The sequence below is a fragment of the Caballeronia sp. DA-9 genome (assembly GCF_051615025.1).
In the GTDB taxonomy this organism is placed as follows: domain Bacteria; phylum Pseudomonadota; class Gammaproteobacteria; order Burkholderiales; family Burkholderiaceae; genus Caballeronia; species Caballeronia sordidicola.
Genome location: NZ_CP195131.1, coordinates 715311 through 732359 on the forward strand (window position 1 = coordinate 715311; position 17049 = coordinate 732359).

Genomic DNA, 17049 nt, shown 5'->3' on the forward strand with positions numbered 1-17049 from the left:
GGGAAAAATAGGGTGACGTGAGGAATCGTTATTTTGCCCTTAAAACCGGCATTGGATATGACATGCAAACTGGCTGCCAATATCCGCCGTAGCGCATTCCAGGCGATGATAGATTTACGCACACCCTGGAACCCCACTGGACTGACGGACAAGTTGCATGCGACCTTATCTTCCTCTGAATGCGCTGCGGGCGTTCGAATCGTCCGCGCGGCACCTGAGTTTCACGCGGGCGGCGCTCGAACTGAACGTGACGCAGGCTGCGGTCAGCCAGCAGGTCAGATCGCTGGAAGAACGGCTTGGCACGGCGCTTTTCAAGCGTTTGCCGCGTGGACTCGGCATGACGGACGAAGGCCTCGCGCTACGCCCCGTGCTGACCGATGCGTTCGACCGGATCGAAGCCGTGCTCAAGCAGTTCGATGGCGGCCATTTCCACGAAGTGCTTACGGTGGGCGCGGTCGGCACCTTTGCGGTCGGATGGCTGATGCCGCGGCTCAAGTCGTTCCGCGCCGCGCATCCTTTCATTGAATTGAGGCTGCTCACGCATAACAATCTGGTCGATCTGGCCACCGAAGGACTCGACTTCGCGATCCGGTTTGGCGACGGCACGTGGCCCGGTTCGGTCTCGACCAAACTGCTTGACGCGCCGCTCGCCATCCTGTGCTCGGCGGACATCGCCGCACGGCTGGACAAGCCCGAGGCCCTCGCCAACGAGACCTTGCTGCGTTCGTACCGGGTCGATGACTGGACACGCTGGTTCGCCGCCGCCGGCATTGCGCCGCGAACACTGCGCGGCCCGGTATTCGATTCATCGCGATTGATGGTGGAAGCGGCCATGCAGGGCGCGGGCGTCGCGCTCGCGCCCGCAGCCATGTTCGAGCGGGAACTGAACACAGGCGCGCTGGTTCGCCCGTTCGACATCGAGGTCAACGCGGGCAGTTACTGGCTTACATCGATGAGAGGAAAAGGCACGACACCCGCCATGGCGTCCTTCAACAACTGGATTGCCGCCGAGGTCACGGCAGCCCGCTCATAGGAAGCCCATGCCCGACGCCTTGAGCGTGGCGGCGGCGCGCGTCGAACATTCGAGCTTGCGGAATACGCTTTCCACGTGCGTGCGCACCGTGCTCGGACTCAGTTCCAGTTCGCGCGCGGCTTCCTTGTTGCTCGCGCCGCGGCTGATGGAGCGCAAGACATCGATTTCGCGTGCGGACAAACGCACCGCTTGCGGCCGCGCGTCATAACGCGGGCGTCGAGGCTGCGCTGGACCCGACGCAAGCAGTGCATCAACCACTGTGGCGTCGAAGCGTCCTTGTGCCGTTTCGGCGCGCATGAGTTCGGCGGCGGCGCCCGGACTCATGGCTTCCCGCCACGGACGCGGCGAGCGCAGCGCGACCCATGCCGCCGCTGCCGCCAGCACGCGTGCTTCGAGCGGCAGCGCCGCATTGCCCGCGCTGCGAAAATAGCCCGTGCCGTCGAGCCGTTCATAGGCGAACGAGGCCAGCTCGGCCGCCTGTTCGAGCGTGCCCGTCTGCTTGCCGGCCCGCGAGGTCCAGTACGGCACGAGCCTCACTTTCTCCCACGCCGATGCCGACAGCCGCCCCGGCATGTTCCAGAGCGCGTTGGGCACGGCCGCGCGCCCGATGCCATGGATCAGCCCCGCGCGGTAGACGCGCTCTTGCGCGTCGTTATCGAGAGAAAGACGCGCGCAGCAAGTTGCGGCCGTCGCAGCGACTTCGCGCGAGAAGCCCGTCATCCACGGCAGTTTCAGGTCGATCACATCCGCGATGAGTTCTGGCGACGTGACCTGCTGCATCTGCGGCGTCAGCAGCGCTTCGTCAATCTCGCCGGGTTGCAGTGCATCGAGCGCGTTCAGCCAGGTCCCGGCATGCCTGGACACAAGCGCGGCAAGCCGGGCGGGATACCGGATGTCAGCCCGATGCGCAATCAGGGCAAGCGCGCGTTCGAGCCCGTACACGCGGCTGAAGATTTCGATATCGCCTGCCAGCGCCACCATGAACACCGGCGCGGGAACCTGCGGTCCCGCCATTCGTGCCGGCAGGCCCTGGCCGTCCCACGCTTCGAAGATGTGGCGCAGCGTGGTCTCGGTTTCGTGCGCGAGGCCGAGCATGCGCGCGACCTCGCCGGAGACTTCGCAATGAATCTGCGCAAGCGGCTGAATGGTGGCGCCCAGACCGCCCGGTTGCGCATGCAGCGGCTCATCCCAGTCGGGACGATTCGCGAGCATGGCTTCGCGGCCGGCGATGTCGTCGCCGAGCGCATCGGCGAAACCGGATGCGTTGGCCGTGCAGCCCGACCATCGGAGCAACGACGCCTCGCGCGCGGTGGCGCAACCGGCGGCGTCCGTTCCTGCCGCCTGCGCGAGTTGCAGCGCAAGCCACGCCGTGCGCAGCGAGTGGTCGGTCGGCTGTCCCATGCTGAGATCGCCGATAAAGGCGAGCGCCTTGACGGCGTCGAATGCGCGGATGTCAGAACGCGCGGAACGGTCGCTCTGCATGAGTTCGATGTCTCCGGAGATAAGGCGCACAAGGGCGGAACTTCAGGCCGTCACTATACGCGAGGCTTTCAGGGTCGGTCATTCAACCGATACCGCCCGCCGCCTTCGTCTGGGAAAGTAACGGCTCATACCGACCCACACAAGGAAATGACATCATGAACAATCTTCTTAAGAAAGTCCTCGCATCCGCCATGCTGCTCGGCAGCCTGTTTGCAGTGCCCGCGGTCCACGCTGCTCCCGTGCAGGACCTGAAGGGCACGAACGTGGTGCTGGTGCACGGCGCATTCGCCGATGGCTCCAGCTGGAACAAGGTGATCCCGCTGCTCGAAGCGCGCGGCCTGCATGTGGTCGCGGTCCAGAACCCGCTGAGCTCGCTCGCCGACGACGCCGCCGCGACCCAGCGCGCAATCGAGCAGCAAAATGGGCCGGTCGTGCTGGTCGGTCATTCGTGGGGCGGCGTGGTGATCACGCAGGCCGGCAACGACGACAAGGTCAAGGCCTTGGTCTACGTCGCCGCTTTCGCGCCCGACAACAATACGTCGATCAACGACATGCTCAAGGGCAAGCCGGCGCCGGCATGGGCGAGCCAGTTGCAGAAGGACTCCGGCAATTACTTGACGCTTTCCACCGACGCCGTCATTCATCAGTTCGCGCAGGATCTGCCGGTGCCGCAGGCGCGCCTGATCGCCGCCACGCAAGGTCCGTGGGCCGCGAGCGCGACGGACGACAAGGTGAGCACCGCCGCGTGGCACTCGAAGCCGTCGTGGTTTGTCATCGCCGATAAAGACCACATGATCGATCCGCATCTGCAAGCGGCCATGGCCGCGCAGATTGGCGCCACGGTCACGCACGTGAATTCGAGCCATGTGGCGATGGTGAGCCAGCCGAACGCGGTGGCGGCGGCGATCATCGCGGCGGCAACCAAGGTGCATTGATTGCATTGGATGGGCCAGGGTCGCACGATGCGGTTTGATGCGTAGTGGGAATTTTTTCGACGGCGCGGGTGGAATTTTCCCGCGATCCAGGGCGTTATCCGAACGAACCGCAGCAAGGCGGGAACCATCGGAGCCTGGAATGTTTGACTATCGGCGCATCCTGACGTGCTACGACGGCACGGCGGAGATGACGGCGGCGTTGCATCACGCAACGTCGCTGGGAAAATCCCTGGCGGCTGAATTGCACGTGCTGGTTGTCATCGATACCGCCGCCATGGTGGCGTCCACACTCGGCATGCCGTCCGAAGGCGCTTATCTGAACATCGAGCATGCGGCGCGCGAGACGCTCAGGCGCGGACTCGATCTCGCCGAGGAACGCGGCATGGACGCGCACGGGCACATTGCGATCGGCAATATTGCGGACAACGTGCAGCATTATGCGCAAGCGTTGCACGCTGATTTTGTGGTGCTGGGGCACAGGCGGCGCTCGGCGTTTGCGCGCATTTGGCACGGCCCTGCACCGCATCAGACGCTGATAGGGCGGTGTGGGGCAAGTGCTGTGATTACAGTAACGGTTTAAAAAAGCGGCGGCCCTGGCGTGGGCGCGCCGCTTTTTTACGCGTGCGTACTACGTCAATCAGAACCGGTGAATGATGCCCACGCCCGCCGCAAACTGACTCGGCGACGAAGATGGCGCGGACTGGAAGCCATCGCCAATCGCCGACGTTGCATTGATGATGCTTACGCCGTTGGTGCCCAGCGTCTTGCCGTTCGCGCGCTGATAGGCCTGCAATGCATAGAGGCCAGTGCGCTTGGACAACGAATAGTACTCGGACAAGTTGAACTGCTGGTATTGCGCCGAACTCGTAATGCCGTTGGCCTTCGTCGCGCGCGTGTAGCTGTAGCCCGCCGCAAGGTCGATGAGGGTAACCGGCTTCCAGTGCAGCACCGCGCCGCCCGTGTTGAAAATGGTCGTTGTCTTGAAGCTCGAATTGATCCCGGGAATGTATTGCACGTTCGAATACGAGAACGTGATATCGAAAGCCGGCGTGAAGGTATAGCCGCCAGCCACGGCAATGCGCTGCTGCGCCTGCGCAGTCTGGTACCCGTTGGTCACCGCCGATACACCCGATTGTCCCGCCGAGTTCGTGGTGGAATCCACGCCGAATGCGCCGCCGCCCGGCGTCGAGTTGTTGATGCGCGTGATGCCCGCCGCAATGCCGAACGGGCCAGTGGCATATTGCACCGCGCCGCTCCACGTCGAGCCCTGGTTCACGCTGCCCGGAACGCCCGCGAACGAATAGGAGCCGCTGATCGTGACGCCATAGAATTTCGGCGACGTGTAGACCAGCGAATTATTCGCGCGATAAATGGTATCGAGTTCATCCAGGTCGCCCGGATGCGCGCCGAACGCGCCTGTCAGCCACGTGGTCGGGCTATAGGGCGCAAGGAGCGTGTAGTAAGACGTGTACTGGCGGCCTGCCGTAAACGTACCGTAGACAGGGTTCGTCAAGCCGACCCACGCCTGGCGGCCGAACATGGCGTTAGTGTACTGCTGGCCGCCTGTCGCCGAGTTGAAACCCGACTCGAGCTGGAAGATGGCCTTGTTGCCGCCGCCCAGGTCTTCGGCACCCTTGAGGCCGAAGCGGCTGCCTGCCCAGACGCCCGGAAGCATCTTGACGTTGGAGCGTCCGCCGGAGTTCGACCCAAGCGACGCCTGGCTGCTCTGATACGTGATCGAGTCGTCGATAATGCCGTACAGCGTCACGCTGTTCTGCGCAAAGACCGGTGAGGCGAGGGTGGCAAGGCCGATGAGAACGGCTTTGCTGGCGTGGCGTGACTGCATGGAATCTCCTCTTTTTATATCGATGATTGCGGCTTGGCCAGCAGTGTCGCGGACCATTTTTTTGCTACCTACTCTCATAGCAATCCTGAATATCCGCACTCCGGCATGCCACATATGCCAGGCCGCACCGCGAGCAGATGACCGTCGAGTTCGCTGGCGCCGGTCGCCGGGCGTATAGACGTAATGAAAAGCGTGTCGAGGTCGCGGCCGCCAAAGGCGCACATCGAAGGCTTGCTGACCGGTAATGGCAGCGTGCGGTCGAGCGCGCCATCGGGCGTGAAGCGAAGCAGAACGCCCGCGTCGTTGGCGCAGGTCCAATAGCAGCCGTCGGCATCGATCGCAGCGCCATCAGGACGGCCGGTGAAACGGTTTAGATCGGCGAAGACGCGGCGATTGTGGGGTTCGCCCGTGTCCGTGTCGTAGTCGAACGCCCATACGAGGCGACGCGACGCATGCGAGTCGGAGAGGTACATGGTCGTGCCTTCAGGTGACCATGCGAGTCCGTTCTGCACGATCAGATCGCGCACCACGGGCGCTGACAATGTACCGCTCGCGTCGTATCTATATAAACTGCCCGCCGGGTTGGACGCTGCCATGTCCTGCACCATCGTGCCAGCCCAGAAGCGGCCCTGGCGATCACAACGGCCGTCGTTGAAACGCATGCCGGGAAAGGGGAAATCGGGTGCGGCGAGCCGCTCGAACGTCATTGCCCCTGCACTCGATAAATTGACCGCAAAGAGCCCCGTCTCGCAGCCGGCCAACACCGTGCCGTTACGATCGAACGTGATGCATGACACCTGTTCCGGCAATACCCAGTTCGTGCGCGTGCCGGTTTCCACGTGCACGCGGGCAATCGTGCGCGCGGGGATGTCGACCCAGTACAACGCTTGGTCGGCTTCATGCCATACCGGACTCTCGCCGACTTGCGCCGGAGTTTGACCGTCTGCCTCGACACGTTCCACGCGCGCTGTGTTCATCGATGCATTGCTACGCATTGGCCGGACGCGTGACCGTTGCGTCGGCGGGGCGATTGACGAGCGCCGGGCGAACCAGGGTCCACAACAGCACCACGCCGATCAGATCGCCAAATCCAAGCGCCACGAAAAACGGCGCATAGCCAATGGTCGAGACCAACGCGCCGATCACGAGCGTGAAGCTCAGGTTGCCAATCCCCGCCGATAACCCCGCAAACCCCGTCACGGTAGCCACTTCGCGGCGCGGGAACAGGTCGGCCGACATTGATATGACGGTGACCGACAACGTCTGGTGCGCGAAGCCGCCAAGGCAAAGAAGGAAGATCGCCGTGGCCGGCTCCTTCACATACCCCACGCCTGCCATTGCCGTCATAACAAGCGCACCCAGCGTGAAGACCATGCGCTTGCCGTTGATCACCGAGACGTTGAAGCGCTTGTTCAGGAACATGGAGATCGTTCCGCCCATCAGGCAGCCGATATCCGCTGCGACGAACGGCAACCATGCCGTCATGGCTATGGCCTTCAGGTCGAAGCCGCGCGCCTGATGCAGGTAGAGCGGCATCCAGAACACTAGCGTGCCCCACACCGGGTCGGCGAAGAAACGCGGCAACGCGATGCCCCAGAAATTGCGCTGGCTGAAGATCTGGCGCAGGTTGGTTTTGCGCCGTTATCGGAGAGTTCGGCGTGTTCGCCTTCCACTATGTAAGCCGCTTCCTTCTGCGTGAGCGACTTGTGTTCGTTAGGATGACGATAGAACATGATCCAGAGCGCGGCCCACACGAGGCCGAGGCATCCCGCGATCACGAAAGCCATTTCCCAGTTGTACTTGAGGATCGACCATGCGATGAGCGGCGGTGCGGCAATGGCGCCTACCGATGTACCAATGTTGAAGATTCCCGCTGCAAGCGCGCGTTCGCGTGCCGGGAACCAGAACGCCGCCATGCGCATGCCAGCCGGGATAAACGATGCTTCCGCAAGTCCGAGCAAGCCGCGCAGCACGAACAGCCCGACCCAGCCGCTGGCAAAGCCATGACCGATGCACACGATGGACCACATGACGCCGCATAGCAGAAAGCCGAAGCGCAGGCCGACGCGGTCCATGAGATAGCCGGTGACCGGCGCGCCGATGGGGTACATCACGAGAAAGGCGCCGGTGATCCAGCCGTATTGAGCGGTGGTGATATGAAGGTCGGCCATGACCGTGGGAGCGGCGACGCTCAGGGAACTGCGCGCGAGGTAGTTCATGACCGTGCCGAGCGTGAGCAGGCCGATCATCCACCAGCGCAGGCCTTTTAGTTCTATTGCCATGTCGGTGTCTCCGTGTCGTTGTTGTCTGACCAGACATTGCGTGGACGTAAGGTACGTTACGTAATGTGAACGCATCGTATGTCAGATGACTTGGCACGCGCAACAGGGAGGGACTCAGCGTTTACGCCAGCGATATTTAACGAAAATCTGGCACGAGAATGGCGAAAATGTTGGTAAAGCCAGGAGAGGCGGAGGTCTAAGGCGTTTTAAGGCCAGTGCAGTTAGTTAGCAATATGAAATGACGTCATACAAGTAAGGGAAACCGATAAGTACCGTTAGGACAGTTCCGGCGTCCGACCCGCTTGATTGCGAGTTGCAGGATCGACGGACGCCAGGCACCGCATCATTTGGCCCCGTTTTGGCGATGCTAACATGCACGCTGCTAGGACATCAGATGTCATCACAGACTCGATTTGGATTAACGGCCAACCCGCGTGTACCGGTCAATGATGCGCAACGACCGGACACTCCAATGCAATTCAATAAGCGTGTTTCGATATTTTGTTACAGAAAGTATCGCTTGGCCGCAATCACGCGCGTTGTGATCAGAATATGATTTGAATCACCCTCGCGAGGGTGAAGTTTGCCATTCAAAATGGACACAGGATGAAAAAAGCATTTGTCAGTGGATTATCCAGATTCAAGCGCCTGCTTGTTGGCCTGTCGCTGAAGGCGGATAACGTTGGTTATGAAAGTCCGCCGGTCTTTTCGGGAAAATGGCCGAAAATCACGAATAAAGGGCGTATTTATATTGCCCGGAATTGCTCTTTCCGTTCGTTCCGCACACGCCAGCACATCACGGTGACCAAGGACGCAATACTGGAAATCGGACGAAACACGTTCATGAACGACGGTGCGAATCTTTGCGCCACCCTGTCTGTCAAGATCGGCAGGAATTGCAAGATCGGCGATATGGCTTATATCTTCGACACCGATTTTCATCAGGTTTCGCCGCAACATCCAACCAAGCGCGCGCCTATATCAATCGGCAATAACGTCTGGATTGGCGCGCGCTCCACCATATTGGCCGGCGCGGATATTGGCGATCACGCTGTCATCGCGGCTGGTTCCACGGTCGTGGGAGAAATCCCGGCAAAGACGCTTGCCGGCGGCTCTCCGGCGAAAGTAATCCGGGCGCTGGATGTTCCGGACGATTGGGTCAGAGATTAATGGTCCGAATGACTTATTACCACTAGTCAAAATCGGCCATTATCCAGACAGAAAGGCGCTTATCTCGAAGTAGAATAAAAACTGGTATTTTCGGGAGCACGCCTTCAAACAATAAAGGGAAATTCGATTTCCGGCAGTGGATCACCGTGCTTGTATCTGCTCATTAGTTCCGGATAAGGCGGCGACGTTTCACCACCGCGATCAACAAAACGCGCGCCATCGCCCAGCCATCTGAACGACACCACCCGGCGCGACTGCTGTCCCGCCAGATTGCCGGGCGCGCCGTGCACGGTGTGGAAGTTGAATGCAATGGCGTCGCCCGGTTCCAGATTCCAGCCGAGAATCTGATAATCGCCACGGTTTGCATCGATATCCGGCAACTCCTCGAGCCGCTCCGACTTGTGATCGTAGGCAACTCCGCTGAACTTGCGCGGCCGGAACAACTTGCCCCACTTGTGCGATCCCGCCACGAACTCCACGCACGTTTCGCGCGGTACGGGATCAAGCGGAATCCACAGGCTCACGGCCTGATCCGCGCTCACGCAGTAGTAGGGTTCGTCGTGATGCCACGGCGTGAGCTTGGCCGCGCCCGCTTCCTTCACGAGCACATGTTCATGGAAGATGCGAGCGCGCTGCGAGCCCATCAACGCCTGCGCAACAGAGGCGGCCGTGCTGTGCTCGACAAAATCCCTGAACGGCTCGATGCGCTGCCAGTTGCAGTAATCGCCGAAGAAACGGCCTGAGGTTTTCTCGGGCGTGTAGTTCCTGAACGATGGTCCCGGATGCGTTGCGTTGTATTCCACGCCTTCGCGCAACGCTTCCATCCAGTCTGTGAACAACCCGCGCAACACAACCGCGCCGTCACGATCAAACGCTTCACGTTCTGCCGCCAGCATGGTGTTCTCCTTTGACGTTGATGGGCTTTCCCTCGAATCACGCGCCCGGCAGCGCGGCTGCGGCGCCGCGTCCGCGCAGCCAGTTGATGCTGCTGAAGAGCGCAACCGCGAACAGGATCAGCATGGTCGCGACCGCGAGAATCGAGGGATCAATGGAATCGCGAATGCCGCTCCACATCTGCCGTGGCACGGTCCGCTGATCCGGGCCGCCAATGAACAGGATCACGATGACTTCATCAAAGGAAGTCGCGAAAGCGAACACGCTGCCCGTCGCCACGGCCGGGAGAATCAGCGGCAAGGTCACGCGGCGAAACGCGGTCCATGGCGTGGCGCCAAGGCCTGACGCTGCGCGAATGAGACTTTGATCGAACGAAAGCAGGGAAGCCGTGACGGTGATCACCACGAAGGGCGTGCCGAGCGCCGCGTGCGCCAGCACCACGCCAACGTACGAATTCACCAGCCCCAGCGGCGCGAACACGAGATAAAACCCGGCAGCCACGACCACGATGGGAATGATCATCGGCGAGATGAGCAGCGGCATGATGACCGCGCGAAACGGAAAGTTGGAGCGGCTCAGCCCGAGCGCGGCAAGCGTGCCGAGGCACGTTGCCAGCAGCGTGGACGCCGCCCCGATGCCAATGCTGTTCACAAACGCGCGCTGCCAGTCGCTGCTGCCTAGCGCCTTCGAATACCAGTGCAGCGAGAAGCCCTGCATGGGATACGAGAAGTACGCGCCCGAGTTGAACGACAGCGGCACGATTGCAAGAATCGGCGCGATCAGGAAGAACAAAATCAGCGCGCAATGCAGGCGCAACCACCTGGACGCAATGCGCTCGGATAGCACGAGATGTCGCTGGCTTTGCATGATGACGTCTTCCCTGGTACTAGCCAAAGCGCAACCGGTCGATACCGACAAGCCGGTTGAACACGAAATAGAACACGGCCGTGAAGATCACGAGATACGCCGACAACGCGCCCGCCAGGCCCCAGTTGAGTTGCTCGTTGGTTTGCGCGGCGATGAGCTGGCTGATCATTTCGTCGCCCGCGCCGCCGAGCAGCGCGGGCGTGATGTAGTACCCGAGCGCCAGCACGAAGACCAGAAAGCAACCCGCGCCGACACCCGGCAGCGTCTGCGGCATGTAGATGCGAACGAACGCCGTCACCGGATGCGCGCCAAGCGATTGCGCCGCGCGCATGTAGACCGGAGACACGCCTTTCATGACTGAGTAGATGGCGAGGATCATGTAGGGCAGCAGGATATGCGTCATGCCGATCAAGACGCCCGTGCGGTTGAAAAGCAGCGGCAGGGGATGACTGACGATTCCCGAACTCACCAGCAGGCTGTTGATCACGCCGCTCGGTTGTAGCAACACGTACCACGCGGTCGTACGCACGAGCAGCGAGGTCCAGAACGGCACGATCACCAGCAGCATCAGGCGGTTGCTTTTCGCGGGCGGCAGCGTGGCGAGCAGATACGCGACCGGATAACCGAGCACAAGGCACAGCAATGTCACGGAGGCGCTGATCCACACCGTGCGCGCAAACGCGCTCAGGTAGACAGAGCTGTCTGCGGGAAGAGATTTGATCGCGCCGCCGGACGTGACTTCGGAATCCACGGCGGTCAGCAGGTAATCGGGTGTTGGAGAAACCGCCGAGCGCTTCAGATAACGCCATATGTCATGCGTGCCCCAACGTGCATCGAGTTCGATCAACGCAGGTTTCCATGCGGGTGGTGCGGTCTCCGGCAGCTGACGGGCGGTCTTCATCAGCAGGCTGCGAAACTCGGGCAGGTAGAAATTCATGCGCCGCGCGACCGGGCCGAGCTGGCCTTCCTGAGACGCCCGCCGCATGTCGGCGGCGAGCAGGGCGAAGGTGCGTTCGTCGGGCACGCCTTCGCCGTTCCATGCATTGAGCGCCTGCGACAGCGCTGGCAAATTCGCCGGCACTTCGTGGTTCACCACGCTCCTTGAAAGCAGGATCGCAATAGGCGCAATGAACGTGGCGAGCAGGAACAGCAGCAGCGGCAGCGCGAGCAGGAGTGCTTGGGCCGACGCTCGCCGGCGCGTCCTGTCATAAGCTGCGCGGCCGCCCGCACCGGGGTCGGCGCCGGCATCGGCCCCGGTGCGCGCAACGCCTGCTTCAGCCGGTTCCCGCAGATTGCTAGTCACAGTCACGGTCACGGTTCGCCTTGCCAAATTATTTACTGGGTCAGCCAGACCTGGAAGCGCTTGTTGATCTGGTCGGCGTTATCGGCCCAGAAACTCGCATTGATCTGCACGGCGCGCTTGAAGTTGGCGGGCGCGGTCGGCAAGTCGTTCAGCCGGGCTTTATCGATAAGCGGGATCGAGTCCTTGCGCGGCGGCGCGTAGGCAATGTACTTCGTCAGGTCGGCATAGCTTTTTGCAGTCGATGCGGACACGATGAACTTCGCCGCGGCGTCGGCGTTCTTCGCGCCTGCCGGAATGCCCCACCATTCGAAGTCGTAGACCTGGCCGTCCCACACCGATTCGAACGGCTTGTGATCCTTGTGCACGGCGTCGTCAATGCGGCCGTTATACGCCTGCGTCATCACCACCGCGCCGTCCGAAAGCAGTTGCGGCGGCTGCGCGCCGGCTTCCCACCAGACAATGCTCGACTTGATGGTATCGAGCTTCTTGAATGCACGATCCACGCCGGCGGGCGTGCCGAGCACCTTGTAGACATCGGCGGGTTTGACGCCGTCGGCAAGCAGCGCCCATTCCAGTGTCACCTTCGGCGATTTGCGCAGGCCGCGCTTGCCGGGGTACTTCTTCAGGTCGAAGAAATCGTTGATTGAGGTCGGCGCGGTCTTGAGCTTGGTCGTGTCGTAAGCGTAGACCGTGGACCACACCATGGCGGCGACCGCGCAATCCATGATCGAACCGGGAATGAATGCGCTGGTATTGCCCAGCGATTTCTTGTCGATTTTTTGCAGCAAACCTTCGTCGCAACCGGTGATCGCGTCGTTTGATTCGAGGTCGATCAGATCCCACGTCGGGTTCTTCGCCTGCTCCATGGCGGACAATTTGGCGAGGCCTCCATCGTACGATTCGGTCGAAAAGCCGATGCCCGTAGCCGCCGTGAACGGCTCGAAGAACGCCTTCTTCGCGGCGGCTTCATACGCGCCGCCGAAGGTCACGACCGAGATTGTTTCGGCTGCAAGCGCGCTGGCCGAAAACAGCACGGCCGTCGACAGTACAAGCCCGGCGATGCCCGTCATACCGGTTCGGATAAGTTTGGTTTTCATGTCAGTGGACTTTTGCGGTGAGGGACGGAGCGAGGCCGTGGCTTGCGGTTACGGCCGTTGCGAGGATCTTGCAGTCGTCGTGGCGCCATGCCACGGCGGTTGCACTGCCAAGAGACGGAAGATCGTGATGCTGCGTATTGGGTACTTTGACAATCAGGCTGTCGCCTGTGCCCTGTTTCCCAAGTTTCAGGTGAACGCGGTGGTGGTCGCCGCAATACACGAGTTCTTCCACGCGCGCGGTCACCGTGTTGGTGCCGGTATTCGCACGCGACATGCTCTGAATGTCTTCTCCCGATGCAATGTGCGCGCGCTCCGGGCGCAGCGCCAGCATTGCTTCCTCGCCGTTGCGCAAGCCGCGTCCGCAACGTCCGCGAATCACCGCGCCATCGGGCAATATGAGGGTGGCCCACTCCGGGTCCTGATCAAGCACGCGTCCCATCAAGCCGTTGTTCTCACCCACAAAGTTCGCGACGAACGCGTTGTGCGCGTTCTCATACAGTTCCGTTGGCGTTGCTGCCTGCTGAATGCGGCCATCGGAGAAAACGGCCACGCGATCCGACATGGTCAGCGCTTCCGCCTGGTCGTGGGTCACGTAGACCACGGTCAAACCGAGCTCGCGATGCAGCCGCATGATCTCGTATTGCATGGTTTCGCGCAGGCGCTTGTCGAGCGCGCCGAGCGGCTCGTCCATCAGCACCACGCTCGGCTCGAATACGAGCGCGCGGGCCAGCGCCACGCGTTGCTGCTGGCCGCCGGATAACTGCGACGGACGGCGCGCCGCGAGGTGCGGCAACTCGACCATATCCAGCGCGCGCTTTACACGCGCCTTCTGCTGGGTCTTGTCCATGCGCCGCACGGACAGGGGAAACGCGACGTTCTGCTCGATCGTCAAATGTGGAAACAGCGCGTAGTTCTGGAACACCATGCCAATGTCGCGCTGGTGCGGCGGCTTGTCGTCGAGACGTTTCCCGTTCAGGCGAATCTCGCCCTGCGTCGCCGACTCGAATCCCGCAAGCATCATCAGCGTAGTGGTCTTGCCAGATCCGGACGGCCCGAGCAACGAGACGAACTCGCCCTTGGCGACATCGAGGTCGAGGCCTTCCACGACGTAATGAACGCCGTCATATGTCTTGCTCACGCCCGCGAAGGAGATGAAGGAGTGCGTTGACATCGTGTCGTGCCGTGAGAGTGTTGAGGATCAGGCGAACGGTTGCGCGACGTGTTGGGCCAGATACCGCGCGAAATCGTAATTGGGCCTTTCCAGATGACTCAGGTGTCCCGGCCTGGCAAGCGGCGCGCCCACACCGCGAAACACGGCCTGCACGCCGCGCCGGTCTTCTTCGTTGACCGCATCGAGCAATGCCTTGAGCGTGGTCATGTATTCGGCCGCCTTTGGATCCGCGATGAACTCGGGCGCAAGGCCGCCGCCAAAGCGGATATGAACGCGCCCGGTGCCGACCGGCTGCAGCACGAGATACCAGAAGTAGCCCGGCGTGAGCGTAACGAGGTGCGTCGGATAGATCGCGAGCAGCGCGGTCGTCTTGCGCCAGTGACCTTCAAGCCGGCGATTGTCAGGATGCGCCTGGCCAATGGGCAACGACGCTTCCTTCGTGATCCAGTGATAGTTGAACGCGTCGCTGCCGGGCGGGCATTCCATTTCTTCCAGGCGTGAATGCGGTCCGACGGTCGCCCGGTGCAGCATGGGCAGGTGATAGCTCTCCATGAAGTTTTCGGCGAGGATTTTCCAGTTGGTCTCCCACACATGTTCTTCGTAAAACGTTTCCTTATAGTCGGCCATGCCGTAGCTGGAAATCAACTCGGTAAGACCCGCAAGTTTTTCGGCGACCGGCGGCGCGCCGGCGTTGAGCGTCACGTAGATCCAGCCTTCCCAGACCTCGCACCGGACCGATGGCAAACGATAGTTCTCCTTGCAGAACCCGCTTTGCCGATCCATCATTGGCGCACCGCTCAATGCGCCGTCAAGCGTGTAGTTCCATGCATGATAGGGACAGACAATTCGGCGTGTGTTGCCGCGGCCTTCGAGCAGCACCGACATGCGATGCAGGCAGACATTGGAAAACGCCTTCAATTTCAGCTTCTCGTCGCGCAAGACCACGATCGGCTGGCCATCGATATCCGCCGTGAGATAGTCGCCCGTTTCGGCAATCGCACTCGCCCGGCCAACGCACAGCCATTCGCTGCGGAAAATATTGGCTTGCTCGAGCGCGAGAAAATCCGCCGAAGTGTAGACGGCGGGCGGCATGGAACGCGCGTCGCTGAAGGGACGTTCGCAACTGGCCTGCAACTGGCGGACAATCTCGAACCCCGCGCTCGACGCTGCCGTTGAAGATTCCATCGCGCCTCCCTGTCTATTCAGTGGATGCTACAGCCGGCGCAAAGTCCGCCAGGCTGCTCGCTGCATGGACATCAATCTATCAAGTCAAATTACCAGCCAAAATATTGTTTTCGCATGTAGAACCAAGTTTTTTCCTATCCAGGAAGGGTGGCCTCAGCGCGGCCGTTCGCGCTTGATTTCCTCTTCACAGAACGCGGCGAAGCGCTGAACGACTTGCCGGGACTTCATGCTGCGGGATTGCGCAATCCCGAGCGTGGTCGCATTGACTTCGTCCCTGAACTGCTTGATCACGAAATCCTCGCCGTCCACCGTGCGGCTCGATTTCAGCGGAAAATTAAGGATGCTGTAGCCCAGGCCATTGGCGACCATTCCTCGCACCACTTCCGGCTGCGATGACCGGAATGCCGCAATCGGACGGCCGCCAACCGCATCGAAAAGACCGGCGAAATACTCGCGGCTATGGGGAAGATCGAGCATTACATAAGGTTCGTCGCGCAGGTCGGCGAGCGCCACCGTGCGCTGCCGCGCGAGCCTGTGGTTCTTCGGCAGGATCACATAAGGCGGCAGGGACAGCAGCGGCGTGAATGCTATTTCGTCGGTCAGGTCGAGGTTATAGGTCAGCGCGATATCGAGCGATCCGTCGTGCAGGCCACGCAGCAAATCGTCCTGATGCGCTTCCAGCGTGCGGAATGCAATGCCCGCATGACTCGCTATGAAGCGGCTCATCATGGCGGGCATGAGCGGCGGCGCAAGCGAAACCAGACAGCCGAGCGTGATCGCGCCGGACATGCCGCCGTCCATTTCCTTCGCCGCGCTCTGGAGGTCTTCCGCGTTCTTCAACAGGTCGCGTGCGCGGCCGAGCATCTCGCGCCCGGCTTGCGTCAGGGATAAGCCGCTTGCGTGATGCCGGATGAAAAGCTGAACGCCGAACGACACTTCGAGGTCCGCGAGCGCCGTGGAAATCGATGGCTGCGAGATATGCAGCAACTTCGCCGCAGCCGTAAACGACAACACCTCCGCGGTCACCACGAAATACCTCAACTGCCTTAGCGAATAGCGTAATTGCGCAGGTTCCATGGGCCGCCCCGATCTTGTATCGAGCCTATTGTGCGTGGACATAAATAAGCTTGCATAGCCAAAACCAATGATTTGCATTTTTGAAATATGTTTTTCGGATGCGCAGCCTGAGCGTAGATTTTGCGAAAGATCAGTGCAAACGCGAGGGGCGGTATGCAAACAGAGCAACGAGACAATGCCTTGATGGAAGCAGCGCACGAGTTGGATCACGATTTGCGCGCCGCATTTCTCGATTCGATGGCGTCCAATTCCACGTCGGTTCATGTAGTGACAACGGGCGCTGGCAACGAACGTTTCGGGGTGACTGTCAGCGCCTGCAGTTCGGTTTGCGCGGATCCACCCACGTTGCTGGTGTGCATCAATACACGCAGCCCCGCCAACGCTGCGATCGCGGCGAACGGCGTGTTCGCGGTCAACCTGCTCAACGTGGCGCAGCGGGGCATTGCCGACACTTTCGCCGGACGCTCGGCCACTGCCAGACCTTTCGACTTTTCATGCTGCACGGTGACGGCCGGAATGCTGGACGTGCCGCTTATCGATGGCGCGGTTGCGGCAATCGAATGCAGGCTTGTCGCGCGGCAGACCATTGGCACGCACACGGTGTTTTTTGGCGAAGTCGCCGCCATCAAGCGCGCGGCCGCGGCACATATGCCTTTGCTTTACTGCAAGCGCGACTATGGCCGGTTCCTGGCTTTCTAGGCGAGTTT

General features: G+C 61.1%; 17 protein-coding genes. 5 read left to right on the plus strand and 12 right to left on the minus strand.

Annotated features, from left to right (window positions below; all coding sequences use genetic code 11):
- Window positions 1–157: 157 nt before the first annotated feature.
- On the plus strand, window positions 158–1033 hold the full coding sequence (locus tag ACRWA7_RS03270; protein WP_438390047.1) for a LysR family transcriptional regulator: 876 nt from the start codon (window positions 158–160) through the stop codon (window positions 1031–1033).
- On the opposite strand, the gene ACRWA7_RS03275 is transcribed toward ACRWA7_RS03270, so the two are convergent.
- Entirely contained in the window at window positions 1028–2515 is a 1488-nt protein-coding gene (locus ACRWA7_RS03275) for an HD domain-containing phosphohydrolase (protein WP_438390048.1), read from the minus strand. The two genes, ACRWA7_RS03270 and ACRWA7_RS03275, sit on opposite strands and share 6 nt — an antisense overlap.
- A 155-nt stretch (window positions 2516–2670) precedes the next feature.
- Here ACRWA7_RS03275 and ACRWA7_RS03280 point away from each other — a divergent pair, with 155 nt between their 5' ends.
- Complete coding sequence (locus tag ACRWA7_RS03280) at window positions 2671–3450, plus strand: alpha/beta fold hydrolase (protein WP_060858723.1); 780 nt, start codon at window positions 2671–2673, stop codon at window positions 3448–3450.
- Between the two features lie 139 nt (window positions 3451–3589).
- Entirely contained in the window at window positions 3590–4030 is a 441-nt protein-coding gene (locus ACRWA7_RS03285) for a universal stress protein (RefSeq protein WP_063493292.1), read from the plus strand.
- 57 nt (window positions 4031–4087) lie between these two features.
- On the opposite strand, the gene ACRWA7_RS03290 is transcribed toward ACRWA7_RS03285, so the two are convergent.
- From ACRWA7_RS03290 to ACRWA7_RS03305, 4 genes are all read right to left on the minus strand, one after another.
- Window positions 4088–5296, minus strand: coding sequence for a porin (locus tag ACRWA7_RS03290; RefSeq protein WP_438390049.1), 1209 nt, complete (start codon window positions 5294–5296; stop codon window positions 4088–4090).
- A 74-nt stretch (window positions 5297–5370) separates the two neighbouring features.
- Window positions 5371–6273 (minus strand): SMP-30/gluconolactonase/LRE family protein, encoded by a 903-nt coding sequence (locus ACRWA7_RS03295; RefSeq protein ID WP_438390050.1) that lies wholly within the window; start codon window positions 6271–6273, stop codon window positions 5371–5373.
- 10 nt (window positions 6274–6283) lie between these two features.
- Complete coding sequence (locus ACRWA7_RS03300) at window positions 6284–6880, minus strand: MFS transporter (protein WP_438390051.1); 597 nt, start codon at window positions 6878–6880, stop codon at window positions 6284–6286.
- The gene (locus tag ACRWA7_RS03305) at window positions 6841–7578 is read right to left on the minus strand and encodes an MFS transporter (RefSeq protein WP_438390052.1); all 738 of its coding nucleotides are present in this window, start codon (window positions 7576–7578) and stop codon (window positions 6841–6843) included. Before ACRWA7_RS03305 ends, ACRWA7_RS03300 begins: the two co-directional genes overlap by 40 nt.
- 576 nt (window positions 7579–8154) lie before the next feature.
- Here ACRWA7_RS03305 and ACRWA7_RS03310 point away from each other — a divergent pair.
- Window positions 8155–8748 carry an acyltransferase gene (locus ACRWA7_RS03310; protein ID WP_438390053.1) on the plus strand — a complete coding sequence of 198 codons (594 nt, stop codon included), beginning with the start codon at window positions 8155–8157 and terminating at the stop codon, window positions 8746–8748.
- Between the two features lie 104 nt (window positions 8749–8852).
- Here ACRWA7_RS03310 and ACRWA7_RS03315 read toward each other — a convergent pair whose 3' ends face one another.
- The 7 genes from ACRWA7_RS03315 to ACRWA7_RS03345 all read right to left on the minus strand — a co-directional run bounded on the left by ACRWA7_RS03315 (window position 8853) and on the right by ACRWA7_RS03345 (window position 16342).
- A complete protein-coding gene (locus ACRWA7_RS03315; protein WP_438390054.1) occupies window positions 8853–9644 on the minus strand; it encodes a phytanoyl-CoA dioxygenase family protein in 792 nt (263 codons plus the stop codon).
- A 37-nt stretch (window positions 9645–9681) separates the two neighbouring features.
- Window positions 9682–10509, minus strand: coding sequence for an ABC transporter permease (locus ACRWA7_RS03320; protein WP_060858717.1), 828 nt, complete (start codon window positions 10507–10509; stop codon window positions 9682–9684).
- Between the two features lie 19 nt (window positions 10510–10528).
- Window positions 10529–11812 (minus strand): ABC transporter permease, encoded by a 1284-nt coding sequence (locus ACRWA7_RS03325; RefSeq protein ID WP_438391040.1) that lies wholly within the window; start codon window positions 11810–11812, stop codon window positions 10529–10531.
- A 32-nt stretch (window positions 11813–11844) separates the two neighbouring features.
- Window positions 11845–12882 carry an ABC transporter substrate-binding protein gene (locus ACRWA7_RS03330; RefSeq protein ID WP_438391041.1) on the minus strand — a complete coding sequence of 346 codons (1038 nt, stop codon included), beginning with the start codon at window positions 12880–12882 and terminating at the stop codon, window positions 11845–11847.
- A 28-nt stretch (window positions 12883–12910) separates the two neighbouring features.
- Window positions 12911–14080, minus strand: a complete 1170-nt coding sequence (locus ACRWA7_RS03335) for an ABC transporter ATP-binding protein (protein ID WP_438390055.1) — start codon at window positions 14078–14080, stop codon at window positions 12911–12913.
- 27 nt (window positions 14081–14107) lie between these two features.
- Window positions 14108–15265 (minus strand): SRPBCC family protein, encoded by a 1158-nt coding sequence (locus ACRWA7_RS03340; protein ID WP_438390056.1) that lies wholly within the window; start codon window positions 15263–15265, stop codon window positions 14108–14110.
- 153 nt (window positions 15266–15418) lie between these two features.
- Window positions 15419–16342 (minus strand): LysR family transcriptional regulator, encoded by a 924-nt coding sequence (locus tag ACRWA7_RS03345; protein WP_060858713.1) that lies wholly within the window; start codon window positions 16340–16342, stop codon window positions 15419–15421.
- Between the two features lie 153 nt (window positions 16343–16495).
- On the opposite strand from ACRWA7_RS03345, the gene ACRWA7_RS03350 reads away from it, so the two are divergent.
- A complete protein-coding gene (locus ACRWA7_RS03350) occupies window positions 16496–17041 on the plus strand; it encodes a flavin reductase family protein (protein WP_438390057.1) in 546 nt (181 codons plus the stop codon).
- The last annotated feature ends 8 nt before the right edge of the window (window positions 17042–17049 follow it).